The following is a 24,543-nucleotide window of genomic DNA, read 5'->3' as shown; positions in this document are numbered from 1 at the left end:
TCCGTCCGCGTCTCGAGGCCCGACCGCGCCCGACGACCCTTCGGAACGGTCCGCCCGCGACTCCCGTCCGGGACCGCGGCAGACCCGTGAGGACACCACCATGCATCACCAGACCACCCCTGTCCGCCGCGCCGCTCGCGCCGCCGCCGGACTCGCCCTGCTGCCCGCCCTCGTCGTCGCCGGGGCTGCCCCCGCGGCCGCGCACGACGAGCTCATCCGCACCGCCCCCGCCGTCGACGAGACCGTCACGACGGCGCCGTCGGAGGTCTCGCTGACCTTCAGCGGCGAGCTGATCGACGGCGAGGGCATCCAGAACCTCCTGCAGGTCCGCGACGCCGACGGCAACCAGTGGCAGTCCGCCGCCGGCACCGTGGACGGTCCCACCTTCTCCGCGCCGCTGTGCGAGGGGCTGCCCAACGGCGACTACGAGGTCGCCTACCGCGTCGTCTACTCGGACGGGCACTCCGAGGAGCGCTCGTTCGACTTCGCGGTGGACGACCCGGCCGCACCGGCCGCCGGCACCGCGCCGGAGGGCTGCGGCTCCGCCGTCTCCGGGGCCTCGATCGCCGCCTCCCCGGAGGCCGCGGCAGGCCAGGGCGACGCCGCCTCGGCCGAGGCGACCGCGCAGGCGGACGCCTCCGACGCCGCGCAGCCCGCGGACTCCGACGCGCTGCCCGCCTGGGTGTGGGTCGCCGGCATCGCTGGCCTGGCCGTGCTCGTGGTGGCCTTCCTCCTGATGGGCCGCCGCGCCCGTGCGCTCGGCCACCTCGACGACGGCCGCTGACCTCTGATCCCCGGCCGGCCCCCTGAGGGGACCGGCCCCGCCCTCGCGCGCCCGCACGCCCCGCGCGTCGTCGCGCGCCCGCCTGACAAGGAACCCCACAGACATGACCACCACCTCCCCCCGCGCCCCTCGCCGCCTCGGCGCCGCCGCCGTGCTCGCCGTCGCCGCCCTCGGCCTGACGGCCTGCGCCGGAGACGACGTCGGGTCCGCCCCGAGCGCGTCGGACGCCTCGAGCGTCGCGCCGGCCACGGACGCCTCGTCGGCCGCGTCCACCGCGGACGGCCAGGCCGCCGGCCTCACGATCACCGACCCGTGGACGAAGGCCACCGAGGAGGGCATGACCGGCTCCTTCGGCATGCTCGAGAACTCCTCGGACCAGGACCTGCACATCGTCGGCGTCCGCTCGGAGCTGGGCGAGACGGTCGAGCTCCACGAGATGGTCTCCGGCGAGGACGGCCAGATGGTGATGCAGCAGAGCCCCGACGGCTTCACCGTGCCCGCGGGCGGGAGCCTCGAGCTCGCCCCGGGCGGCAACCACGTGATGTTCATGGGCCTGACCGACCCGATCGAGCCGGGTGAGGACGTGACCTACGACCTCGAGCTGGAGGACGGCTCCACCCTCGAGGTCACCTCCGTGGTCCGGCCCTTCACCGGCGCCAACGAGTCGTACCACGGCGGCGAGTCCCACGAATCGGAGGACCATGCCGACCACTGACCCCGCCGTCCGGCCGGACGACCACCACGGGCCGGACGGGCGCGAGGGCGCCCGCCCGGCCCCGGGGGGCCCCTCCCGCCGCGGCCTGCTCCTCGGGGCGGGCGCGGTGGGCGGCGGCCTGCTGGGCACGGCACTCGGCTACGGCGCCGGCCACGCGTCGGCCTCGACCGCCCCGGGCGCGTCCGCCGCGCCCGGGGCGGGGGCCTCGCCGTCTGAGGTCATGGGCGACACCGGCATCGACGGCGACGTCGGCCGGGCCGGCTGGGCCGAGCCCGGCGGCCAGTCCGCCCGGGTGGCCGTCAGCTCGCCCGTGGGCACGGACACCGTGCCGTTCCACGGGCCGCGCCAGGCCGGCGTCGACACCCCCGCCCAGGCCCACGCCGTCTTCCTCGCCCTCGACCTGCGCGAGGACGCGGACCGGGTGCGCATCGAGCGGATGCTGCGCCTGCTCACCGACGACGCGGCGCGCCTGACCCAGGGCCGCGCCACGATCGCCGACACCGAGCCGGAGCTCGCCGCCGCCCCCGCGCGGCTCACCGTGACGTTCGGCTTCGGCCCGGAGCTCGTCCGCCGCGTGGCCCCGGACCGGGCCCCGGCCTGGCTGCGCCCGCTGCCGGCGTTCGAGCAGATCGACCGCCTGGACCCCGCGTTCAGCGACGGCGACCTCCTGCTGCAGATCTGCGGCGACGACCGGATGTCCGTGGCCCACGCCCGGCGCATGCTCCTCAAGGCGGCCCGGCCGTTCGCCACCGAGCGCTGGGTGCAGGAGGGCTTCCGCTCCGCCCGCGGCGCCCACCCCACCGGCACCACCATGCGCAACCTCTTCGGGCAGGTGGACGGCACCGGCAACCCGGCCGCGGACACCCCGCACCTCGATCGCGTGGTGTGGGGCGTGGGCGCCGAGCAGGTGGGCGTCACCCCGTGGATCGCGGACGGCACGTCCGTGGTGATCCGGCGCATCGAGATGCTCATGGACACGTGGGACGAGCTCGACCGCCCGGCCAAGGAGAAGGTCATCGGCCGTCGCCTCGGCACCGGCGCCCCCCTCACGGGGGAGCAGGAGCACGACGAGCCGGACTTCGACGCCGTCGGCCCCACGGGCTTCCCGGTCATCTCGGACATCGCGCACCTGCGGCGGGCCCGCGGGGAGGAGCCCGAGTACGGGATGCTGCGTCGCAGCTACAACTACGACGACCCGCGCGGGGCGCTGGAGGCGGGCTCCGGCCTGATCTTCGCCGCCTACCAGGCGGACGTGGACCGACAGTTCGTCCCCGTCCAGGCCCGGCTCGCCGAGTCGGACCACCTGAACCTGTGGACCGTGCCCGTCGGCTCGGCGGTCTTCGCGATCCCGCCCGGCTGCGCCGAGGGCGGGTTCGTGGGCGACGCCCTGTTCGCCTGACCCAGGGGCCCGACGACGGCGGGGCCGCTCCCGTCGTCGCCGGGCGTCCGCACGCTTTGAGAGGATGGACCCCATGTCCGCCGCCACCGCCCCCGCCCGGGGCAGCCACCCCGCCGAGAACGACGACGCCGCCCGCCCCGGTCCGTCGGGGCCGGTCGGTGTGCCCCGGTGGATCTGGGTGCTCGTGGCCGCCGCGGGAGCCGCCGGCCTCGCCGCCGCCGGCTGGCTGACCGGGGTCACCGCCGCACGCCAGCTCTCCGACCCGGGGTGGATCACCCGCTGGGGCGTGCCCGTGGGGGAGCTCGTCTCCAACCTGGCGATGTCCCTGACCATCGCGGCGCTGATCTTCGCGGCCGGGGTCCTGCCGCCGCACGCGGCGGGCACGGAACGGTGGCACCGCTCCGCCCGGCAGCGGCGCGAGGACGCGGACGCCGCACCGCTGCCCGAGCACCCCGCGTTCACCCGCGTGATGCGGATCGCCGCCGTCAGCGCCGGCGTGTGGACGGTGGCCGCGCTGGCCGTCGGCGTGCTGTCCTACTCGGATCTCGCCGGCATCCCCGTCACGGCGGGGCAGGGCTTCACGGACGGCCTGGCGGCCTACGTGGTCGGCATCTCGGTGGGCCAGGCGTGGTTCTGGGTCACCGTGATCGCCGCCGTCGTGACCACGTTGGCGATCGCCGTCCGCTCCCACAACGGCCTGTTCTGGACCGGCATCCTGGCGATGCTCGCCCTCGTGCCCCTGGCCCTGATCGGGCACGCGGCGGGCGGTGACGACCACACCGGCGCCGTGAACTCGATCGGCCTGCACCTGCTCGGCGTCGTCGTGTGGGTGGGCGGACTGCTCGTGCTCGTCGCGATCTCGGACACCCTCGTGGGGCCCAACGGGGCGCAGGGGCGGGGCCGCAGCCTACGCCGGCAGGGCCCGGCGCCCCTGCTGCACACGGTCCTGACCCGCTACTCCGTGCTCGCCGGGCTGGGCCTGGTCACGGTGGCGCTGTCCGGCGTGGTCAACGCGTCGATCCGCATGGACGATCCGGCCCAGCTGCTGAGCCCCTACGGCATCCTCGTGTCGGCCAAGTTCCTGGCGGCCCTGGGCCTCGGCCTGATCGGCCTGCTGCACCGCCGGTGGGTGATCCCCCGCCTCGACGCCGGCCCGGACCGTCCCAGCCCCGCCCCCGCGCGTCGCCTGCTGTGGCAGCTCATCGCCGTGGAGGCCGTGATCATGGGCGCCGTCATGGGTGTCTCCTCCGTGCTCTCCCGGACGGCCCCGCCCGTGCCGGAGGAGCTCGCGCCGGACGCCACCCCGGCCCGCATCCTCACCGGCTACGAGCTGCCGCCGGCCCTCGAGGGCGCCCGGTGGATCACGATGTGGCGGTTCGACTGGCTGTGGGTCGCGATCATCGCGTTCCTGTCCCTCTGGTACCTGCGCTCCGTGTGGCAGCTGCGCCGCCGCGGCGACCGCTGGCCCGTGCTGCGCACCGTCGCGTGGTTCGCGGGGCTGGCCGTGCTGTTGTGGGCGACCTCCGGGTCCCCGGCCGTGTACGGCCGCGTCCTGTTCAGCGCACACATGGTGGGCCACATGACGCTGACGATGCTCAGTCCCGTCTTCCTCGTCCTGGGCGCGCCCATCACCCTGGCGCTACGGGCCCTGCCGGCCCGCACGGACGGGACGCGCGGCCCCCGCGAGTGGATCCTGTGGATCGTGCACTCCCCGTGGGGGCGGTTCATCACGAACCCGATCGTGGCGGGGGTCAACTTCGCCGGCTCGATCCTGGTGTTCTACTACACGGACTTCTTCCGGTTCTCGCTGCAGACCCACGTGGGCCACGAGTTCATGAACGTCCACTTCCTGCTGACCGGGTTCCTGTTCGCCCTGGTCATGATCGGCTCGGACCCGCTGCCGCGCCGGCCCCCGTACGCCCTGCGGCTCGTGCTCCTGATGGCCACGATGGTCTTCCACGCCTTCATCGGTGTCGCCATGACCACCTCCACCGGTCTGTTGCAGGCGTCCTGGTTCGGCAACATGGGCCGCGACTGGGGCCCCACCGCCCTCGAGGACCAGCGCATCGGCGGCGCGGTGATGTGGGGCATCGGCGAGTTCCCCACCGTGATGATGGCGGTGATGGTGGCCGTGCTCTGGTATCGCAGCGACCGCAAGAACGCGGTCCGGCTGGACCGGCAGGCCGACCGTGACGGCGACGCGGAGCTGCGCCGTTGGAACGAGATGTACGCCCACATGCACGGCACCCCGGTCACCGACGCCCCGAGCGGTGCCGAGCCCGCGGCCCGTGACTCCTCCACCGGCCCCGAGGAGACCCGTGATGTCCGCTGACCGTCTTCCTCCCCTCCGCCGCCCGGCCGCGCCCCGGCGTGGTCGGCCACGCCTCGTGGCTGCCGTCGCCGCCGGCCTGCTGGCCCTGACGGGCTGCGGGGCCGGGGACGGTGATCCGGCCGCCGCGTCCGCGCCCGCGGACGGGGTCCACGACGACGCCGGCACCGCGGCGCCCACGGAGGCGGCGGCCCCGGAGGGGCTCGGCCTGGGCGACCGTCAGGACGCGCGCATGGCGGAGGCCGCGGCCGAGCGTGCGGCCACGTTCGGCTTCGTCCGGCAGCGGGCCGCAACGGCAGAGGAGATCGACGCGGCCCGCGAGGACTCCCGGGACCGGCGCGCGGACGCGGACCGGACCACCGTGCAGCCGGCGCAGTGCAAGGCGCCGCTGACCGCCCTGGACTTCTCCCCGATCGCCCTCGACGAATCCGAGGCCACGCGCGTCGACGTCGGCGCCGACACCTTCACGGGCACGGGCACCGTGGAGGTCGCCCGGCTCACGGGCCAGGGCCGCCAGGACGTCGAGCGGCACATCCAGACCGTCAACGCCCTGCGCGCCGACTGCCGCGAGATGACCATGACCGTGCAGGAGGGGGACGCGACCGTCGACTACCGCCTCGAGGTCTCCGACGCGCCGCTGTCCGAGGGCACCCCGGCGCAGTCCGCCCTCGTGTGGGAGCGGACCGTGGCCTCGGAGTCCGAGCCCCAGCTCACGGCCCAGGTGCTCACCGCCGTCACCTCCGACGCCGTGGTGATGGTCTCCTTCGTGGGCCGGCCCGAGGCCGGGCGCAAGGAGTTCACCCTCATCGCCGAGGAGATGCTGGCCGCCGCCCTGGCCGCCGACTGAGCCGGACCCGCCCGGCGGCGTCGTCTTTCCCCCTGTGACGCCGCCGGCGTCCGCTCACGGCTGACGCGTCCGGGACGTGCGCCATGATGGTGGGCATGACCGCACCGCAGACCCCGAACCCCGCCCCGTCCGCTGACGCCCCCGCCGCCGTGCCCCGCGCGGCCACCCGGGTGCGCGCGTCCGAGCTCGTGGGCCGCGGCTGGCTGAACACCGGCGGCGAGCAGGTGAGCCTCGAGGACCTGCGCGGCAAGGTCGTCCTCCTCGACTTCTGGACGTTCTGCTGCATCAACTGCCTGCACGTCCTGGACGAGCTGCGCCCGCTCGAGGAGGAGTTCGCGGACGTGCTCGTCACGGTGGGCGTGCACTCGCCCAAGTTCGAGCACGAGGCGGACCCGGACGCGCTCGCGGCCGCCGTGGAGCGCTACGCCATCGAGCACCCCGTGCTGGACGACCCCGAGCTGACCACGTGGCAGGCGTACTCGGCGCGCGCGTGGCCCACCCTCGTGGTGGTGGACCCGGAGGGCTACATCGCCGCGCACCTGTCCGGCGAGGGGCACGTGGCCGGGCTCTACGGGCTCGTGCGCGAGCTCGTGGCCGAGCACGAGGCCAAGGGCACGCTGCACCGCGGCTCCGGCCCCTACGTCCCGCCCGCGCCCGTGGCCCGGGACCTGTCGTTCCCCGGCAAGGCCGTGTCGCTCGGCGGCCGCGGCTCCCGCCCGGGCTCGTTCCTCGTCTCGGACACCGGCCACCACCGCCTCCTGGAGGTCGCCGAGGACCTGACCACGGTGCTCCGCGCGTTCGGCGGCGGGGACCCCGCCACGGCGGACGCGGGCCAGGCCGAGCTCGCATTCCCCACGCCCGGGGAGAAGGGCCACGCGGACGGCGGGCCGGACGAGGCGCTGTTCAACGAGCCCCAGGGCCTGGCGCTGCTGCCCGAGGACGTCGCGGAGCGCGTCGGCTACGACGTCGTCGTGGCGGACTCGGTCAACCACCGGCTGCGGGGCCTGCGCCTGTCGGACGGGCACGTCAGCACCCTCGCCGGCAACGGCGTGCAGAAGCTCATCGACTCCGAGCGCGCCAAGGAGGCCGCCGCCGTCGACGACGAGGGGGACGTCGCCGTCGACCTCGCGGACCTGCCCGGGGAGCCGACCGCGATCTCGCTGTCCTCCCCGTGGGACGTCGTGTGGCACCCCGCCCTGGGGCGTGTGGTGATCGCGATGGCCGGCACGCACCAGCTCTTCGACTTCGACCCCGTCACGGGCGCGCTCGCGGTGCACGCGGGCACGGCGCTCGAGGGCCTGCTGGACGGCGACGCCGGACGGGCCTGGTTCGCGCAGCCCTCGGGGCTGTCCGTGGGCGCGGACGGCACGCTGTGGGTCGCGGACTCGGAGACCTCCGCGGTGCGCTGGGTGCGGACCGGGGAGGACGGGCGCCGCGAGGTCGGGACCGCCGTCGGGGCGGGCCTGTTCGACTTCGGCCACGTGGACGGGGAGGCGGACCGCGCGCGCCTGCAGCACGCGCTGGGCGTCACGGCCCTGCCGGACGGCTCCGTGCTGATCGCCGACACGTACAACGGCGCGATCCGCCGGTACGCGCCGGCCGGCGAGGACGCCGCGGGCCGGGCGGTCCCGGCCACGGTGACCACGGTGGCGCGCGGGCTGCTCGAGCCCTCGGACGTGCTCGTGGAGCACGACGCGGACGGGAACGACACCGCGATCGTGGTGGTCGAGTCCAACGCCCACCGGCTCACGCGGCTGGCGGTGCCGGAGGAGTTCCTCACCGTGGACGAGGGCGCGCGGCAGACGCAGCGTCCCCGCACCCCGGTGGTGGCCGGCGACCTGGACCTGACGATCGGCTTCGCCGCGCCCACGGGGCAGAAGCTGGACGACCGCTGGGGCGATCCCACGCAGCTGAAGGTCTCCTCGTCCCCGGAGGAGCTGCTGCTCGAGGGCGCCGGCACGTCCACGGGGCTGCACCGGACGCTGCGGCTGAACCCCGAGGTCGAGGAGGGCGTCCTGCACATCACCGCCCGGGCCGCCGCGTGTGACGGGGAGAAGGGGCAGCCCATCCCGGACCACGCCGCCTGCCACCTGTACCAGCAGGACTGGGGCATCCCGGTCACGGTGCACACCCCGGACCGGGCCCCGGAGGGCGCCGAGACCCGCCTGGACCTGGACCTGCGCGGGATACACTGAGCGCGTCGTCCGCCCCCGACCCCGAAGGCTGCGCCCCACCATGACCACGCTCATCGTCACCTCGTCCGCCCACGGATCCACGCGAGAGATCGCCGAGCGGGTCGCGGAGGTGCTGCGCACGTCGCAGGCCGTCCCGACCGTGGTGGAGGACGTCAAGGGCGCCGCTGCGTGGCTGGCCACGGCGGACGCGGTGATCGTCGCGGCCCCGGTCTACACGGGCTCGCTCGCCGCCGACGCCCGGGCGTTCCTCGACACCCGTCGGGCCGAGCTGGCGGACCTGCCGCTCGTGATCCTGGCCTCCGGCGGCGCGCCCGAGCTGGCCCGGCCGGTGCGGGAGAAGCTCGAGTCCTACGGCCCGCGCGAGGTGGCGTACTTCCGCGGGGCGCTCGTCGAGGAGCGCCTGGGCCGGCTGGAGAAGCTCAAGCTCAAGCTCTCCCGCAACGAGCACTACGGCGACTTCCGCGACTGGGACGCCATCGAGGCCTGGGCCAAGACCCTCTCCGGCGCCGGCGTGCGCTGACCTCACCCGCCGCGCTCGTCGACGAGACGGCGGGGGCGCAGGAGCCTCCACAGCCGCTGTCGTTGACGAAATGGCGCCGGAGGCTCTCGTGTCTGCAGCGGAGGCGAGCGGTTAGCCTGGCCGCATGTCCCCTTCCGCCCGTCGCCCCGCCGCGTCCTCCCGCCCCGCCCGGCCCCGCCCGACGACGGCGCCCTTCGCCCTGCCCGACCGGCCCGGCTTGGTGCGGCTCGCCGCGGGCGCGGTGGTCCCGGGCGTCATCGCCGCCGCCGCGGCGCTCGCGGCCCTGCAGGTGTTCGTCCTCAACCCGTTGGCCGCCGCGCCCGGCGACCGCGGCCTCGGGAGGATCTACGCGGACCTGAGCGCGGCGGGCCAGCTCGGCGTCCCCTTCGTCCTCCCGGCCGTGATCCTGGCGGCCGGGCTCGGTGTGGCCGCGATCCTGTGGTTCCTCACGTGGCGTCGCGAGGAGGTCGACCCGCTGGCGGTCCTCGCCCTGGGCCTCGCCTCGCTCGTCGCCGCGTCTCCGGCCTACTTCATGGCCTCGTTCGGGCCGGGCATGGCGCTCGCGGACACCTACGGCATCGGCGGGGGCGACCACAGCCCGTGGGCCTGGCCGATCTACGTGGTCAGCATGCTGGCGTTGGCGGGGCTGGTCGCCGTCGTCGTGCTCCTGCTGCGCGGTCCGGCGGGCGGACTCGGCGCCCCGCGGCGCCGGGCCTAGGCTGGCGGGACCGACCTGACCACGACCCCACCAGGAGGACGCACATGACCATCCGCGCCGGCATCGTCGGATACGGGAACCTCGGCCGCAGTGTGGAGAAGCTCGTGAAGCTCCAGCCGGACATGGAGCTGGTGGGCATCTTCTCGCGCCGCACCGGCCTGGACACGGACACGCCCGTGCTCCCGGCGGAGCGGGCCGCCGAGCACGCCGGGGAGATCGACGTGCTGTTCCTCTGCCTCGGCAGCGCCACGGACATCCCCGAGCAGGCGGCCGGCTACGCGCGGCACTTCACCACCGTGGACACCTACGACAACCACCAGCTCATCCCGCGGCACCGCGCCGAGATGGACGCCGCGGCCCGGGAGGGCGGGCACGTGGCGATGATCTCCACCGGCTGGGACCCGGGCCTGTTCTCGGTGAACCGGGTGCTGGGCGCGGCGCTGTTCCCGCAGCCGCAGCAGAACACGTTCTGGGGCAAGGGCCTCTCGCAGGGCCATTCCGACGCCGTCCGGCGGGTCCCCGGCGTCCGGCGCGGCGTGCAGTACACGATCCCCAGCGAGGAGGCGATCGCCGAGGCCCGCGCCGGACGGGGCGCCGAGATCACCGGCGCCTCCGCGCACGTGCGTGAGTGCTACGTGGTGGCCGACGAGGCCGACCACGCGGCCATCACCGAGGCCATCACCACGATGCCCGACTACTTCGCCCCGTACGAGACCACCGTGCACTTCATCTCCGAGGAGGAGTTCGAGCGCGACCACCAGGGCATGCCGCACGGCGGCCACGTCGTCACCTCGGGCGACCTCGGCGGCTCGCGCAGCGCTGTCGAGTTCGTGCTGGAGCTGGAGTCCAACCCCGACTTCACCGCCGCCGCGCAGGTCGCCTACGGCCGTGCCGCCGCGCGTCTGAAGGCCCAGGGGGAGACGGGGGCGCGCACCGTGCTCGAGGTCGCCCCGTACCTGCTCTCGCCCACGGGGCTGGACGAGCTGATCCGCCGGGACGTCTGAGCCGCGGCGAGGCGTCCGGCGCGTGACACCGGGCCGGGCGCCGCCGTCGTCGGCCTCAGGCCAGCAGCAGGGCGACGGCGATCATCGCCGGGATCGCGACGATCGTGGTGACCAGGATCGTGTCCTTCGAGACGCGCAGCCCCGCGTCGTAGCGCACGGCGGTGACGAACACGTTCTGTGCGGTCGGCAGGGAGGCCAGGACGACGGCGACGAACACGTGCCGCGCATCCAGGCCGAACACGAACTGCGCGAGCAGCCAGGCCAGCAGCGGATGCACCACCAGCTTCACCGCCGAGGCGAGCAGCACGTCCGCGCGTCGCCCGCCGGCCCGCTCGAGCGGCCGCGAGCCGACCAGCGACATGCCGAACGCCAGGAGCATCGCCGGGATGGACAGCCCGCCGATGAGCTCCACGGACTCCATGAGGGGGCCCGGCAACGACCAGCCGGTGAGGGAGAAGACCAGGCCGGCCACCGAGCCCAGGATCAGGGGGTTGGTGACCGTGTGGCGGACCTGGTCGGCCACGGCGCGCCCGGGGGAGCGGCGCACCGCCCGGCGCCGGCCCGCCGTCGTGCGTCGCCGGACCTCGCGCGCGGTGGCGGCGTCCATCGCGGCCACGTAGAGCGGCGTGTAGATCGCCAGCTGGAAGATGAGCGCCGGGGCGGCCAGGGCGGCGTCGCCGAGGACGTAGGCCGCGATGGGGATGCCGAGGTTCGCCGAGTTCACGAGCGAGGCGCTGAGCGCGGACATGATCCGCTCCGAGGCCGACCTGCCCTTCAGCAGCGGGACCGTCACCGCGAGGTACAGTGCGGCCGCGGTGAACGCGGACAGCGTGGCCACCCACAGCTGGGGGCCCAGCACGGCGCCCACGTCCGCGCGGGAGAGCGTGACGAACAGCAGCGCCGGGTTGCCGATGAAGAACGCCGCGCGGGAGAGCACGGTGCGGCCGTGCTCGCCGAGCACCCCCGTGCGCCCCACCAGGACGCCCACGAGGATGATCACCCACACGACCGCGAAGCCGGAGAGCACCTGGGTCACGGACGGGCCTCCACAGGTCGGGGTGGGGCGGTCCGCGGCGGGGTCAGGGGCATGGCGCGATCCTACGTCGCGGGCGTCGGCTAGCCTGGATCACGACGGCGGCGCCCACCGCCGAGCGCGCCACGCGGCCCGGTCCCGCGCGGCAGGGCCCTGCAGCCCGGCGCGAAGGGGAGCGGATCCTCGGGCCCACCCGCACGCGACGGACGTCGTCCCCGACCCGCGGCGCGGCATGGCCGGGAGCGCGCCGGCGAGGATGCACCATGACCCGTCAGTCCGACCTCAAGACCCTGATCCGCGCCCGCATGGCCGTCACCGGTGAGCGGTACACCGCCGCGGCGGCGGCCCTCGCCGACGAGTGGCAGTCCGCCGAGCGCTACCACGCGACCGTGCTCACCCGCTTCTTCGACGGGGACCGGCTGCGCTCCATCCCTGCGCGTCGCAAGCCGCGGGTGGCCGTCCTTCTCGAGCTGCTGCGTCGCTTCAGAGCGGGCCGCGCCTACGCGGAGGCCGAGGTCAACGACCTGCTGCGCCCCGCCCACGAGGACGTGGCCACGCTGCGTCGCGAACTCGTGGACTACGGGTTCCTCGACCGCGCCGACGGCGTCTACCGGCTGGCGGACGCCGGGCCCGACCTCGACCCGCGCTTCGCCGCGGACCTGCCGGTCGACCTGGAACGCCGGCTGCGCGAGATCCGCGCGGGCCGTTGAGGGGAGCGGGACCCCGCACGTCGACCTGGAACGCCAGCGGTCGCCATGACGCCGGAATGTGGCCGCATTCCGACGTCTCGCGTTCCCGGTGCGGCCGTGGCGGGGCGACGTGGGCCGACACGGCCCCGGGTCCCTCGCGTGAGGGGCCCGGGGCCGTCGTCGTGGTGTGGAGCGGGCGACGGGAATCGAACCCGCGTATCTTGCTTGGGAAGCAAGCGCTCTACCATTGAGCTACGCCCGCGCAACCGCTCGGCTTCCGCCTGCGGCGCGGGCACCACCATACACCAGCCCGGCCGGTGCACCGGCCCCGCGTCGTCCTCGCGCCCCACGGCCCCGTACGTCAGTGCACCGGGTCCGCCACGGCGACCTCGCGCGCCTGCACCCGCCGCGTCGCCGCCCGGGCGCGCGAGCGACCGAACGCGTCCGCGTACCGCGTGAGCACCGGCCCGGCGATCACGATGGAGAACTCCCCGCGGATGGTCAGGGCCGCACCCGCGCGCCAGCGGCCGGCCACGCCGTTTCCCGAACGACAGTGCACCAGGGGCCGCCGTTTCCCGAACGAAAGTGCGCCGGGGGCCGCTGGTAGAGTCCGAACCGCGCCCGGCCGCGGCCGGACGCGTCCGGCAGCCCCTGTCCCGGAAGGACGTCCCATGCGCGACACCACGGCCGACGCGGCCCAGGTCCCCGCCCGCCCCGACGACGCGGCGGTGTACCGCTACCTCGCGTTCGGGGAGGCGGACCGCCCCTTCCTCGTCGGCGGTCCCCGGCCCGCACCGCTGGCCCCCGCCGCGACGCCGTCCCCGGTCGCCGACCTCGAGTCGGTCCGCGCCGCGATCCGCGCCCACGGCGGCCCCCTGGCCTCGACCGCGCACGTGTGCGGCCGCCCCGCCCCGACGCCTTCGGCCGCCGACGCGCCCCGCGGCCTGCGCGGTGCCGCGCGCACCCTGACCGCGACCCGCCGCGACGTCGCCGCACGCCTGGCCGACTCCCGCGAGCGCGCCGACGTGCCCGTCGAGGCGCTGCTGAACTCGGCCTTCGTCGACGCCCACGCGGACGAGCGCCCCGCCGATCGCGGCGTGCCGCGCGGGCGGCTCGCCGGCCTGGTGGACGCCGTCCTCCCGCCGGCCCGCCACGCGGACGACGACGCCGCGGCCGGCCTGCTGCTCGCCCTGCGCGAGCCGGTCCGCGAGGTGTTCGCCTCCGACTCGTTCGCCGCCCGCCCGTACGCCGACGCGCCCACCGTCCGCGCGCTCTTCGAGGACTTCCTCGCCCACCCGCGCCGGCACGACCCCGAGCGCTTCTGGCGCCTGCTCAACCTCGAGCTCTGGCTGCGCGACGCGGTGGACGCGGACGCCGCCCCGGCCGGCCCCGCCACCGCGGTCGACGAGGCCCCCACCGCCCCGGCACCGGCCAAACCGGACCACGAGCCGAACCCGGGCAAGGAGCTCGACCTGGTCTCCGCCGAGGACGGCCGCCGCTACCGCCGCTTCCCGGTGCAGACCGGCCTGGTGGACCGGGACACGGACCTGCAGGCCTACCTGCGCGGCGAGATCGAGGACTTCTTCCGCGACCTGCCCGCGGACGCGATGCCGCAGGACGCCCCGTGGCACTTCTCCGTGTCCGAGAAGATCGTGGCCATCACCCAGGGTCGCTCCTACTACACGTGGGAGGTCCGCCCCTCCGTGGCCGCCCGCGTCCTCTCCCGCCTGGTCACCCGCACGCCCGCGGGCATCGGCCTGGGCGATCCCACCACCATGCAGCTGGCCATCCAGGAGGCGGGCCTGCCGCGCATCGTGCTCTCCGCGGCGGCCGGCGCCGCCGGCAAGGTCGCCGGCAAGCGCGGTGTGTTCTACAACGTGGTGGGCGGCAACGTCCGCGCGATCGACGGGCCCACCACCTACTCCACGTTCCCGGCCAACGTCTCGGCCAAGCTGCCGCCGGCCGAGCCGGACCGGGTGGCCGCCGAGGTCTCGGCGATGATCCGGGCGGCGGACATCCCGGCCTGGGCGAAGGCCTCCTTCGCCGGCACCGTCGTGATGGACGCCAACGACATCGGCCGCAACGCCCTCGGCAAGGACACCGCCGCGTCGGCCGCCGTCCTCGAAGCCGCCTTCGCGGACAACCCGCTGGGCCAGGGCCGCGAGCGCACCCCGCTGGCCGTCGTCGTGCGAATGGACTGAGCCGTGCTGCTCTCCGACCGCGACATCCGCGCCGAGCTCGACTCCGGGCGCGTGGGCCTGGACCCCCTCGACCCGGCGATGGTCCAGCCCGCGTCCGTGGACGTGCGCCTGGACCGGTTCTTCCGGCTCTTCGACAACCACCGGTACGCGCACATCGACCCGCGCCAGGAGCAGGACGAGCTGACCCGGCTGGTGGAGGTGGACCCGGACGAGGCGTTCATCCTGCATCCGGGGGAGTTCGTGCTCGGCTCCACCTATGAGCAGGTCACGCTGCCGGACGACCTCGCCGCCCGCCTCGAGGGCAAGTCCTCGCTGGGGCGGCTGGGCCTGCTGACGCACTCGACCGCCGGGTTCATCGACCCCGGGTTCTCCGGGCACGTCACGCTCGAGCTGTCCAACGTGGCCACGCTGCCCATCACGCTGTGGCCGGGGATGAAGATCGGCCAGCTGTGCTTCTTCCGGCTCTCCTCGTCGGCCCAGTCGCCGTACGGCACCGGGGCCAACCAGAACCGGTACCAGGGTCAGCGCGGGCCCACGGCCTCCCGGGCGCACCGGGACTTCCACCTCACCCGCATCGAGCGATGACCGACGTCGCGCTCCCGCCGGTCGCCTCCGCCGCCCCGCGCCGCCAGGTGGCCGCGTGGGCGCTGTGGGACTGGGGCTCGGCCGCGTTCAACGCGGTCATGGTCACCTTCGTGTTCGGCACCTACCTGGCCTCGGACGCGTTCGGGCCGGACGAGCGGGGCACGGCCTGGCTCTCGACGGCGATGGCGGTGGCCGGCGTCGTCATCGCGGTCACCGCGCCCGTGCTGGGGCGTCGGGCGGACGGCGCGGGACGGCGCCGCCTCTGGCTGGCGCTGACCACGGGCGCCGTGATCGCGTGCACCGCAGCTTGCTTCTGGGTCACCCCGGAGGAGTCCTCCCTGCTGCTGGGCGTCACCCTGATCGCCCTGGGCACGGTGTTCTTCGAGTTCGCGGAGGTGCAGGTCAACGCGATCCTCGTGCACATCTCGACGCCGGCCACGATCGGCCGGATCTCGGGCATCGGCTGGGGCGCGGGGTATCTCGGCGGCATCCTGCTGCTGCTGATCGTGTTCGTGGGCTTCGTCTCGGGTGACGCGCACTGGTTCGGCGTCACGGAGGACGCGGCGCTGAACATCCGGGTGGTCGCGCTCGTGGCCGCCGCGTGGTTCCTCGTGTTCGCGATCCCCGTGCTGGTGGCCGTGCCGGACCCGGCCCCCGCCCCGGCGGCGGACGGCGGGCCGCGCCGTGAGTCGGTGCTGGGCTCCTACCGCGAGCTGGGGGCCACGCTGGCCCGGATGTGGCGCGAGGATCGGAACACGCTGTGGTTCCTCGTGGCCTCGGCGGTGTTCCGCGACGGCGTGGGCGCGGTGTTCGTCTACGGCGCCATCCTGGGCACCACGGTCTACGGGCTGGCGACCTCGGACGTGATCCTGTTCGCGATCGCGGCCAACGTGGTGGCCGCCCTGGGCGCCTTCGTGGGCGGGCGGCTCGACGACGCGGTCGGTCCGCGCCGGGTGATCCTCGGTTCGCTGGCCGCCATGGTCCTCGTGGCCGGGGCGCTGTTCTTCGCCTCGGGCACCCTCGCGTTCTGGGTCGGCGGGCTGGCGCTGTGCCTGTTCGTGGGCCCGGTGCAGTCGGCCTCGCGCGCGTTCCTGGGCCGGCTCACCACGCCGCGGACGGCTGGCGAGGTGTTCGGGCTGTACGCCACCACGGGCCGCGCGGTCGGGTTCATCACGCCCGCGCTCGTCACGCTCGCGCTCGCCCTGCACCCGGACAACCGGGTGGTCATCCCCGTGATCGCCGTCGTGCTCGTGGCCGGTGGGCTGCTGTTCGCCCGGGTCACGGAGCCGATCACGCGGAGCGCGGAATCGGTCCGCTGACCCCGGGTGGGGCGCATCCCTCCGTTAGGCTGGACCGGACCCTCGCCCGTGCCTGACGAAGGGACCGCATGCTCGTCATCCTGACCGCGCTCTTCGTCGTCGCGCTCGCCGCCCCGGTGCTCTTCCGGTGGACGGGACGTCAGGGGTTCTATCTGCTCGCCGCCGCTCCCGCGGCGGGCTTCGTTTGGCTGCTCACTCAGCTGCCGCACGTGTTCGCGCTGCAGGAGGCGCTCGACGCCGGCCGGCCGGTCCCGGCCTCGGCGGCGCGCCTGGACCGCGCCGTGCCGTGGGTGCCGTACCTCGAGACCGAGCTCGCGTTCCGCATGGACGTGCTGGCCGCGTTCATGTCCCTGATCGTGCTGGGAGTCGGCGCGCTGGTCCTGGCCTACTGCGCCCGCTACTTCCGGGAGCACGAGCCGCGCAACGCGGTGTTCGGCGGGCAGCTGCTGGCGTTCGCCGGCGCGATGTTCGGGCTCGTCACCACGGACGACCTGATGGTGCTCTACACCTTCTGGGAGATCACGTCCGTCCTGTCCTTCCTGCTGATCGGCTACTCGGGCCACCGCATCTTCGCCCGCCGCTCCGCCATCACCGCCCTGATCGTCACCACGTTCGGCGGCCTGGCCATGCTCGCGGGCCTGATCATGCTGGCCCACTTCGCCGGGTCCTGGCGGATCTCCGGGGTCCTCGAGGCCGCCCCCGCCCTCATGGCCGACGCCGGGCTGCGCGGGCTGCTCGAGGTCGCCGTCGCCCTGGTGCTGATCGGCGCCCTCACGAAGTCCGCCCAGGCCCCCTTCCACTTCTGGCTGCCGGGCGCGATGGCCGCGCCGACCCCCGTGTCCGCGTACCTGCACGCGGCGGCCATGGTGAAGGCCGGCGTCTTCCTCGTGGCCCGCCTGGCCCCGGAGTTCCACGGCCTCGCCATGTGGCAGGTCCTCGTGATCGGCGTGGGTCTGTGGACCCTGCTGCTCGGCGGCTGGCGCGCCCTGCGGCAGACAGACATCAAGCTCGTCCTCGCGTATGGCACGGTCTCCCAGCTCGGCTTCCTCATGGTGGCCAACGGGCTGGGCACCCGCGACGCCGCCATGGCCGGCCTCGCCATGCTCCTGGCCCACGCGGTGTTCAAGGCCCCCCTGTTCATGGTGGTCGGCATCATCGACCACGAGGCCGGCACGCGCGATCTGCGCCAGCTCTCCGGGATCGGCCGCCGCCACCCGGCCCTGGCCGCCGTCGCCGTGGTGGCGGGCCTGTCCATGGCCGGCCTGCCTCCGCTGTTCGGCTTCGTGGCCAAGGAGTCCGTCCTGGAGGGCCTGGCCGCCCACGGCGTGGCGCACGCGGACGTGTGGGGCTGGACGCCGCTCGTGCTCATGACCGTGGGCTCGGTGCTCACCTTCGCCTACACGTGGCGGTTCCTGTGGGGCTCGTTCGCCGCCAAGCGGGACGAGGAGGGGGCCGCGGTCCCCGTCACGCGCTTCCACACCCGCGTCACCACCCTCGAGCTGGCCCCGGCCGCGCTGCTCGCGCTCGCCGGCCTGGTGCTCGCCTTCCTGCCCGGCCCGGTGGAGGGGATCATCACCGCCCACACGGGCTCCCTGCCGCCGCTGGACCCGGAGGAGGCGCCGGCCTACCTGGCCCTGTGGCACGGCTGGACGCCCATCCTCGCCCTCTCCGCGGGGGTCTGGGTGCTCGGCGCGCTGCTCGCCCTCGGCCGGCCGGGAGTCGAGGCGTTCCAGCGCCGCGTCGAGTTCCCGGTCGACGCCCTGCGCACGTACCGGAAGATCACCGGCGCCCTCGACGAGGTCGCCATCTGGGTCACGGGGCGCACCCAGACCGGCTCCCTGCGCCGCTACCTGGGCATCATCCTGGCCACCGCGTTCCTGCTGCCGGCCGCGTTCCTGCTCTTCCCCGTGGGGCGCAGCGAGCGCACGCTGGCCACCTCGTTCCTCTCCGCGGACGTCGCCTGGTTCCAGACCCCGGCGCAGCTGGTCGTGGTGCTGATGATCGCCGTCGCCACCGTCTTCGCCGTCCGCGCGCGCCGCCGCTTCAAGGCGATCATGCTGGTGTCCGTGACCGGCTACGGCGCCGCCGCCCTGTTCGCGATGCGCGGCGCCCCGGACCTCGCGATCACCCAGGTGCTCGTGGAGACCATCATCCTGGTCACCCTCATCCTGGGCCTGCGCGTGCTGCCGCCGGACTGGTACGACCGCCGCACCGGCTCGCGGCGGCTGGGCCGCCTGGCCGTGGCCGTCGGGTTCGCGCTGACCATGATGTGGATCGCCGCCACCGCGCTGGCCGCCCGCACGGCGGAGCGGATCTCGCTGCCCATGCCGGAGCTCGCCTACACGGACGGCTACGGCACGAACGCCGTGAACGTCACCCTCGTGGACATCCGCGCGTGGGACACGTGGGGCGAGATCACGGTGCTGGCCGCCGCGGCCACCGGCGTGGCCTCCCTGATCTTCCTGCAGCACCGCGACGGGCGCACCCGCAGCATCGACGACGTCGCCCCCGGCTCCGTCGGCGACTTCGGCGCCGACTCCTCGCTCGGGGCCCGCGAGCTGTCCGTCGTGCGCAGCTTCGCTGTGGACGATCGCAAGGGCCAGTGGCTCGTGGCCGGCCACACGATGGCCCCCGAGCGGCGCTCGATCATCCTCGAGGTCGTCACCCGCTTCATGTTCCCGATCATGATGCTGCTCTCCGTCTACCTGCTGCTGGCCGGGCACAACACCCCCGGCGGCGGCTTCGCCGGCGGCCTGCTCGCAGGCCTGGCCCTCACGCTGCGCTTCCTCGCCGGCGGCCGGTACGAGCTGCAGGAGGCCTCCGTGATCCCGGCCGGGCCCATGATCGGCCTGGGCCTGGCGATCGCCACGCTCACCGGGATCGCCCCGCTCTTCTTCGGCGGGCAGATCCTGCAGTCCTATGTGGTGGAGTTCACCGACCTGCCGCTGTTCGGCGACGCCCTCAAGCTGGTCTCGGCCACGGCGTTCGACATCGGCGTGTACCTCGTGGTGGTCGGGCTCGTGATCGACGTGCTGCGCTCGCTCGGCGGTGAGGTGGACCGCCGGGGCGAGGAGGCCCGCCGCGCCCGCCTGCGCGCCGCGGCCCGCCGTCGCCATCCGCGCATGCCCACCCCGTCCACTCCGTCCACCCAGGAGGCCGCCCGATGATGACCGTCGACCTGGCCCTGCTCCTGGCCATGGGCGTGATGTTCGCCGGGGGCATCTACCTCGTGCTCGAGCGCAGCCTGACGCGCATCCTGCTCGGCATCGTGCTGATCAACAACGGCGCCATCATGCTGCTGTTCCTCTCCTCGGGCGGCACGGGCCTGGCCCCGCTGTTCGTGCGCGGACGGGACCCGCACGAGTACGCGGACACGCTGCCGCAGGCGCTGATCCTCACCGCGATCGTGATCGGCTTCGCCGTGATCGCGTTCCTGACCGCCATGATCTACCGCTCGTGGCTGCTCGTCCGCGAGGACGAGGTCGAGGTGGACGCGGAGGACGTCAAGATCGCCCGGATGCCCGCCTGGGACGCGGAGGACGACGCGGAGCTCGTGGAGGAGTCCTCGGAGTTCCTGGACGACGCCGCGGACCCCAACGCCCACTACGAGCACGCCACGGAGTCCCGACCCCACGTGCGCCACGCCTCACCCACGCCGCCCGCCCATCCCGGCCCGGCGTCCGCCGTCCGTGCCCACCGCGCCGACGGGGGGCCGCGCCCGTGAGCATCGGCACCCTCCCCCTGACCGACCTGGCCCCGCTGGCCGTCATGCTGCCCGTGCTGGGCGCGGCCGTGACCTTCATGCTCGTGCGCCGCCCCCGCGCGCAGATCACCGTCACGGTCTCCGCGCTCGTGCTCACCCTCGTGCTGGACGCGCTGCTGCTGGCCGCGGTCTGGGACACCGGGGTCGCGGCCGTCCACCTCGGCGGCTGGCCGGCCCCGCTGGGCATCAGCCTCGTGGTGGATCGGCTCTCGGCCCTCATGCTCGTGGTGTCGGCGCTGATCACCCTGGCGGTGCTGCTGTACGCCTCGGCGCAGGGGCTGATCAACCGGGACGAGGGTGGGCCGGTCTCGATCTTCCACCCCACGTTCCTGATCCTCGTGGCGGGCGTGTCCAACGCGTTCCTCGCCGGCGACCTGTTCAACCTCTACGTGGGCTTCGAGATCCTCCTGACGTCCTCCTACGTGCTGCTGACCATGGGGGGCACCGCCCAGCGCATCCGCGCGGGCGTCACCTACGTGGTGGTCTCCGTGCTCTCCTCGGTGGTGTTCCTGATCGCGATCGCGATGATCTACGCGGCCACCGGCACCGTGAACATGGCGGACCTGGCCGTGAAGCTGGGCGAGCTGCCCACCGACGTGCAGATGGTCCTGCACGTGCTGCTCCTGGTGGGCTTCGGCATCAAGGCGGCCGTGTTCCCGCTGTCCTTCTGGCTGCCGGACTCGTACCCCACCGCGCCCGCCCCGGTGACCGCGGTGTTCGCGGGCCTGCTCACCAAGGTGGGCGTGTACGCGATGATCCGCACCGAGACGCTGCTCTTCCCGGGGGAGCACGTCAACGCGCTCCTGCTCGTGGTGGCCGCGCTGACCATGGTGGTGGGCATCCTCGGCGCGCTGGCCCAGACGGACATCAAGCGCATCCTGTCCTTCATCCTCGTCTCCCACATCGGCTACATGATCTTCGGCCTGGGCCTGGCCACGGAGGCGGGGCTGGCGGCCACCGTGTACTACGTGGCCCATCACATCACCGTGCAGACCGCGCTCTTCCTCGTCACGGGCCTGATCGAGAACCGCGCCGGCACAGCGAACATCGACCGCCTCGGGTCCCTGGCGAAGGTCTCCCCGTTCGTGAGCGTCCTGTTCCTCGTGCCCGCGCTCAACCTCGGCGGCATCCCGCCGTTCTCCGGCTTCCTCGGCAAGGTCGGCCTGCTGCGCGGCGGCGTCGAGCAGGCCACGCCCCTGGCCTACACGCTGGTGGGCGTGTCCCTGCTCGTGTCCCTGCTGACCCTGCTCGTGGTGGTGCGCGTGTGGACCCGCGCGTTCTGGCGCCGCGTCGAGGACGTGGAGCACCCGCCCGCCCAGCTCGTGGCCGCCTACGAGCGGGCCGTCGCCCGTGGCGAGCGCCCCCGCCCGCTCGAGCCGGGCCTCGTGCTGCCCACCACGGCGCTCGTGGGCCTGACGCTGGTGTTCACGGTGGCCGCCGGTCCGCTGTTCGCGCTGGCCGACGAGGCCGCCACGGACATGCTCGACCGCTCGCCCTACATCGCGGCGGTGCTCGACGACGCCGCGGCCGAGCGGGCCGCGGCCACCCTCAGCGTCGACCCGACGGAGGTGCACGATGCCCGGAAGTGACTCCGCCCGCCGCGGCGTGGTGCGCCCCGACCGGATCCGGGGCATCGTGGCCCAGTGGCCGCTGATCCTCGTGATGGTGGCCGTGTGGTGCGCCCTGTGGCAGGACTTCGCTCCGCACGTGGCCCTGACCGGCCTCGCCTTCGCGCTGCTGATCATCGGGCTCTTCCCGATGCCGAGCATCCCGTTCAGCGGCCGTCTGAACCCCTGGTGGTCCCTCGTGTTCACGGTGCGGTTCCTCGTCGACGTCGTGCGCGCCTCAGTCAACGTGGCCGGGACGGTGCTGCTGCGTGGCCGCCGCGCCCGCGGCTCGATCGTGGGCGTCCCGCTGCGCAGCCACGACGACCTCATCATCACGCTCGTCAGCCACGCCCTGGCCCTGGTGCCGGGCTCGATCGTGCTGGACGTGGACCGGGTCCGCTCCGTCCTGTACCTGCACGTGCTCGACGCGACCACGGACGAGGACGTGGCGGGCTTCCGCGCCAAGGCCCTCGACGTGGAGGCGGGCATCATCCGCGCCGTCGGCACGCGTGAGGACCTCGAGCTGGTCCGCCGCTTCCCGAGTTCGGCGCCCCCCGCCGCCCGCCCCCCGAAGGAGGAGGCCTGATGGACCCCATGGACCTGGCCACGTGGGCCGGCGGGGCGCTGCTCGTGGTCGGCGCCGTCGGTGCGCTCTACCGGATCGTGCGCGGCCCCTCGCTGCTGGACCGGGCGGTCGCCACGGACGTGCTGCTCGTGGTGTTCTCCGGGATGCTCGTCCTGGAGATGGCCGTGCACCGCCACACCCACCACGTGGTCCTCGTGGTGCTGGCCGCCACCGTCGGCTTCGTCGGCTCGGTGACGGTGGCGCGCTTCGCGGAGGACCGGCGCCCGGACCACTCGCTCGAGGACCAGGCGCGCGTGCCCGGCACCACGGACGTGCCGGGCGGGGAGGAGGGCCGATGACCGACACCGCCACGCTCCTGGACTGGCTGGCCGCGTTCCTGCTCGTCAGCGGTGCCTTCTTCTCCCTGGTGGCCGGCGTGGGCCTGTTCGTGCTCCCGGACCTGCTGGCCCGCATGCACGCCGCCGCCAAGCCGCAGGTCCTCGGCCTGCTGCTCATGCTCGCCGGGCTGGCGATCGAGTGGCGGTCGTGGGTGTGGCTGCCCGTGCTGTTGCTGGCGTGGGTCACCCAGATGGTCACGGCCCCGGTGGCCTCCCACCTGGTGGGCCGTACGGGCTACCGCACCAAGCACGCCCGCCGTGAGCTGTTGCACCGGGACGAGCTGGCCGCCGTCGTCCGTCGCGCCGAGCCCCCGGCGGACCCCGGGCCGCGCCGCGCCGGCGCCCGGCCGCGCGGGCGCCGCTGACACCACCCCGCATAGCACGACGGCCGCCGTCCGGATCCCTCCGGGCGGCGGCCGTCGTCGTGGTGGTGGCGGGGCGGCTCAGACCTCGTGGTCCACGCGGTGCGCGGTGGACTCGGACACCTTGCGGATCGCGGCGCCGGCGCCGCGCTGGCCGGCGACCTTCAGCAGCGCCGCGACGCCCGCGGAGATGAACGCGAAGGACAGGGCCTCGATGAGGGGCAGCGTCTCGTCGGCCGCGTCGTTCGGGGCGCTGTGGCCGGTGACGAGCCGCCAGCCGCCCGCCACCACGCGGGAGCCGACGATGCCGCCGACCAGCGTGATGCCGGCGGACAGGGCCTTCTGGGCGAGCGTGTTCATGGTGCGCCTTCCGTGGTCGGGGATCTCACGTGCGGTTGCGGCCGCGGCCGACGACGCCGGACGGGCCGGTCCCCAGCCTAGCCCGCGGTGGGCACCGGGTCGCCGCTGACGTGCCGGCCGGGGTCGCCGTCGGCGTCCAGATGGGCCTGCAGCATGCCGGTGAGCTCGTGGTCCACGGGGATCTCGACGCCGTCGACGGCGCGCACCGGCAGGACGCCGCGCACCGAGGAGACGAGCCAGACGCCCTCGGCGCCCTGGAGGTCCGCCGGGACGAGCGGGCCGTAGCCGAGCTCCCAGCCGTCCGCGTGGGCGGCCGCGAAGATCACGGCCTGCGACGTGCCGGCGAGGATGCCCTTCTGGCGCAGCGGGGTGAGGAGGCGGCGGACGCCGTCCTCCCCGGTGCGCACGATCAGCACCGTGGAGGTGGGGCCCTCGAGCAGGTAGCCGTCCGCGCTGGTGAAGACGACGTCGTCGGCGCCGTGCGCGCGGGCGTAGCGCAGGGCGGCCATGTTCACGGCGTAGGAGAGGGTCTTCGCGCCGGTGAGCAGCCACGGGGAGCGCTCGGGGGCCTGCGAGTCGATGCCGCGGTCCAGCAGCAGCACCCGCAGCCCCCGCTGCCGCTCCTCGTCCTGGATCGCCGGGGCCGGGCTCAGCAGCGCCCACGCGGTGGGCGTGGGCACCGCGCCGGGAGCCGCGTCCGGGCCGCGGGTGACGGTCAGGCGCACGGCGAGACGGTCCCCGGGCGCGACGTCGTTGGCCTCGGTGAACGCCCGCAGGCCGAGCGCGACGGCGGCCTCCCACGCCGCCGCCTCGGGGGCGGCCAGCTGCAGGGCGGCGGCGGACGCGGCCAGCCGGCCGAGGTGGGCTCCGAGCTTGCGCATGCGCAGGGTCCCGAGCCCGTCGGCGACGGCGAGCGCCGTCTCGAAGATGCCGTCGCCGCGCGTGACCCCCTGGTCCGTGACGCTCAGGTGCGGGACGGCCGGGTCCGCGAGCCGCGGGGCGGGGGCGCCGTCCGCGTCCGTCTCGAGCAGGACGAGGACGGGCGAGCCGGCGGCGGGGGAGAAGGCGGTGGGACGCATCCGCCCAGGATAGACGCCCGCCCCCGGCCGATCGGGGCCGGGGGCGGGCATCAGTCGGGGGCGGTCAGGCC

Annotated in this window: 21 protein-coding genes, 1 tRNA gene and 2 pseudogenes; 19 read left to right on the top strand and 5 right to left on the bottom strand. The window is 74.6% G+C overall.

What is annotated here, in order from left to right; genetic code table 11:
• Positions 1 to 100 precede the first annotated feature (100 nt).
• The 9 genes from FLM69_RS06595 to FLM69_RS06555 all read left to right on the top strand — a co-directional run bounded on the left by FLM69_RS06595 (position 101) and on the right by FLM69_RS06555 (position 10,511).
• Positions 101 to 784, top strand: coding sequence for a copper resistance CopC family protein (locus FLM69_RS06595; RefSeq protein WP_141843551.1), 684 nt, complete (start codon positions 101 to 103; stop codon positions 782 to 784).
• Between the two features lie 103 nt (positions 785 to 887).
• Positions 888 to 1,499, top strand: a complete 612-nt coding sequence (locus tag FLM69_RS06590) for a copper chaperone PCu(A)C (protein ID WP_141843549.1) — start codon at positions 888 to 890, stop codon at positions 1,497 to 1,499.
• The gene (locus FLM69_RS06585) at positions 1,486 to 2,898 is read left to right on the top strand and encodes a Dyp-type peroxidase (RefSeq protein WP_141843548.1); all 1,413 of its coding nucleotides are present in this window, start codon (positions 1,486 to 1,488) and stop codon (positions 2,896 to 2,898) included. Before FLM69_RS06590 ends, FLM69_RS06585 begins: the two co-directional genes overlap by 14 nt.
• A gap of 73 nt (positions 2,899 to 2,971) precedes the next feature.
• Complete coding sequence (locus tag FLM69_RS06580; RefSeq protein WP_141843546.1) at positions 2,972 to 5,230, top strand: cytochrome c oxidase assembly protein; 2,259 nt, start codon at positions 2,972 to 2,974, stop codon at positions 5,228 to 5,230.
• A gap of 55 nt (positions 5,231 to 5,285) precedes the next feature.
• Positions 5,286 to 6,074 (top strand): hypothetical protein, encoded by a 789-nt coding sequence (locus tag FLM69_RS06575; RefSeq protein ID WP_141843545.1) that lies wholly within the window; start codon positions 5,286 to 5,288, stop codon positions 6,072 to 6,074.
• Positions 6,075 to 6,169: 95 nt separating this feature from the next.
• Positions 6,170 to 8,269, top strand: a complete 2,100-nt coding sequence (locus tag FLM69_RS06570) for an NHL domain-containing thioredoxin family protein (RefSeq protein ID WP_141843543.1) — start codon at positions 6,170 to 6,172, stop codon at positions 8,267 to 8,269.
• A gap of 40 nt (positions 8,270 to 8,309) precedes the next feature.
• Positions 8,310 to 8,789, top strand: a complete 480-nt coding sequence (locus tag FLM69_RS06565) for a flavodoxin domain-containing protein (RefSeq protein WP_036384268.1) — start codon at positions 8,310 to 8,312, stop codon at positions 8,787 to 8,789.
• A gap of 124 nt (positions 8,790 to 8,913) precedes the next feature.
• On the top strand, positions 8,914 to 9,507 hold the full coding sequence (locus FLM69_RS06560; protein WP_141843541.1) for a hypothetical protein: 594 nt from the start codon (positions 8,914 to 8,916) through the stop codon (positions 9,505 to 9,507).
• A 44-nt stretch (positions 9,508 to 9,551) separates the two neighbouring features.
• Complete coding sequence (locus FLM69_RS06555) at positions 9,552 to 10,511, top strand: diaminopimelate dehydrogenase (protein WP_036385002.1); 960 nt, start codon at positions 9,552 to 9,554, stop codon at positions 10,509 to 10,511.
• Positions 10,512 to 10,566: 55 nt separating this feature from the next.
• Here the strand turns inward: FLM69_RS06555 and FLM69_RS06550 are convergent, their stop codons facing one another.
• On the bottom strand, positions 10,567 to 11,547 hold the full coding sequence (locus tag FLM69_RS06550) for an AEC family transporter (RefSeq protein WP_036317140.1): 981 nt from the start codon (positions 11,545 to 11,547) through the stop codon (positions 10,567 to 10,569).
• 260 nt (positions 11,548 to 11,807) lie between these two features.
• Here FLM69_RS06550 and FLM69_RS06545 point away from each other — a divergent pair, with 260 nt between their 5' ends.
• Positions 11,808 to 12,254 carry a DUF2087 domain-containing protein gene (locus FLM69_RS06545; RefSeq protein WP_020626108.1) on the top strand — a complete coding sequence of 149 codons (447 nt, stop codon included), beginning with the start codon at positions 11,808 to 11,810 and terminating at the stop codon, positions 12,252 to 12,254.
• A 167-nt stretch (positions 12,255 to 12,421) separates the two neighbouring features.
• On the opposite strand, the gene FLM69_RS06540 is transcribed toward FLM69_RS06545, so the two are convergent.
• Both FLM69_RS06540 and FLM69_RS06535 read right to left on the bottom strand, forming a co-directional pair.
• Positions 12,422 to 12,495: transfer RNA gene (locus FLM69_RS06540), tRNA-Gly, on the bottom strand.
• A 99-nt stretch (positions 12,496 to 12,594) separates the two neighbouring features.
• A pseudogene (locus FLM69_RS06535) lies at positions 12,595 to 12,783 on the bottom strand (cation:proton antiporter); the annotation flags it as partial.
• Between the two features lie 121 nt (positions 12,784 to 12,904).
• Between FLM69_RS06535 and FLM69_RS06530 the strand changes: the two are divergent.
• The 9 genes and pseudogenes from FLM69_RS06530 to mnhG all read left to right on the top strand — a co-directional run bounded on the left by FLM69_RS06530 (position 12,905) and on the right by mnhG (position 23,036).
• Positions 12,905 to 14,434, top strand: coding sequence for a hypothetical protein (locus tag FLM69_RS06530; protein WP_041104513.1), 1,530 nt, complete (start codon positions 12,905 to 12,907; stop codon positions 14,432 to 14,434).
• Positions 14,435 to 14,437: 3 nt separating this feature from the next.
• Positions 14,438 to 15,019 carry a dCTP deaminase gene (gene dcd, locus FLM69_RS06525; protein WP_002858370.1) on the top strand — a complete coding sequence of 194 codons (582 nt, stop codon included), beginning with the start codon at positions 14,438 to 14,440 and terminating at the stop codon, positions 15,017 to 15,019.
• Positions 14,971 to 16,338: pseudogene (locus FLM69_RS06520) on the top strand (MFS transporter); the annotation flags it as partial. The gene dcd and the pseudogene FLM69_RS06520, both read left to right, overlap by 49 nt.
• A gap of 68 nt (positions 16,339 to 16,406) precedes the next feature.
• Positions 16,407 to 19,505: a Na+/H+ antiporter subunit A gene (locus FLM69_RS06515; protein WP_041104517.1), complete on the top strand. Its 3,099-nt coding sequence runs from the start codon at positions 16,407 to 16,409 to the stop codon at positions 19,503 to 19,505.
• Entirely contained in the window at positions 19,502 to 20,062 is a 561-nt protein-coding gene (locus FLM69_RS06510; RefSeq protein ID WP_078025521.1) for an NADH-quinone oxidoreductase subunit K, read from the top strand. The genes FLM69_RS06515 and FLM69_RS06510 overlap by 4 nt, the downstream gene beginning before the upstream one ends.
• On the top strand, positions 20,059 to 21,690 hold the full coding sequence (locus tag FLM69_RS06505) for a Na+/H+ antiporter subunit D (RefSeq protein ID WP_036383641.1): 1,632 nt from the start codon (positions 20,059 to 20,061) through the stop codon (positions 21,688 to 21,690). Before FLM69_RS06510 ends, FLM69_RS06505 begins: the two co-directional genes overlap by 4 nt.
• The gene (locus FLM69_RS06500; RefSeq protein WP_036383643.1) at positions 21,677 to 22,294 is read left to right on the top strand and encodes a Na+/H+ antiporter subunit E; all 618 of its coding nucleotides are present in this window, start codon (positions 21,677 to 21,679) and stop codon (positions 22,292 to 22,294) included. The genes FLM69_RS06505 and FLM69_RS06500 overlap by 14 nt, the downstream gene beginning before the upstream one ends.
• The gene (locus FLM69_RS06495) at positions 22,294 to 22,632 is read left to right on the top strand and encodes a monovalent cation/H+ antiporter complex subunit F (RefSeq protein ID WP_036383645.1); all 339 of its coding nucleotides are present in this window, start codon (positions 22,294 to 22,296) and stop codon (positions 22,630 to 22,632) included. The genes FLM69_RS06500 and FLM69_RS06495 overlap by 1 nt, the downstream gene beginning before the upstream one ends.
• Entirely contained in the window at positions 22,629 to 23,036 is a 408-nt protein-coding gene (gene mnhG, locus FLM69_RS06490) for a monovalent cation/H(+) antiporter subunit G (protein ID WP_036383647.1), read from the top strand. Before FLM69_RS06495 ends, mnhG begins: the two co-directional genes overlap by 4 nt.
• 78 nt (positions 23,037 to 23,114) lie before the next feature.
• Here the strand turns inward: mnhG and FLM69_RS06485 are convergent, their stop codons facing one another.
• Together FLM69_RS06485 and FLM69_RS06480 are read right to left on the bottom strand one after the other, a co-directional pair.
• A complete protein-coding gene (locus tag FLM69_RS06485) occupies positions 23,115 to 23,393 on the bottom strand; it encodes a DUF4235 domain-containing protein (protein ID WP_036383649.1) in 279 nt (92 codons plus the stop codon).
• A 77-nt stretch (positions 23,394 to 23,470) separates the two neighbouring features.
• Complete coding sequence (locus FLM69_RS06480) at positions 23,471 to 24,472, bottom strand: aminotransferase class IV (RefSeq protein ID WP_036383651.1); 1,002 nt, start codon at positions 24,470 to 24,472, stop codon at positions 23,471 to 23,473.
• Positions 24,473 to 24,543 lie beyond the last annotated feature (71 nt).

It is taken from the genome of Micrococcus sp. R8502A1, from assembly GCF_006704135.1.
Taxonomy (GTDB): Bacteria; Actinomycetota; Actinomycetes; order Actinomycetales; family Micrococcaceae; genus Micrococcus; species Micrococcus luteus.
Note: the sequence above shows the minus strand (reverse complement) of the source record. Positions and strands in the feature narration are given on the sequence as shown.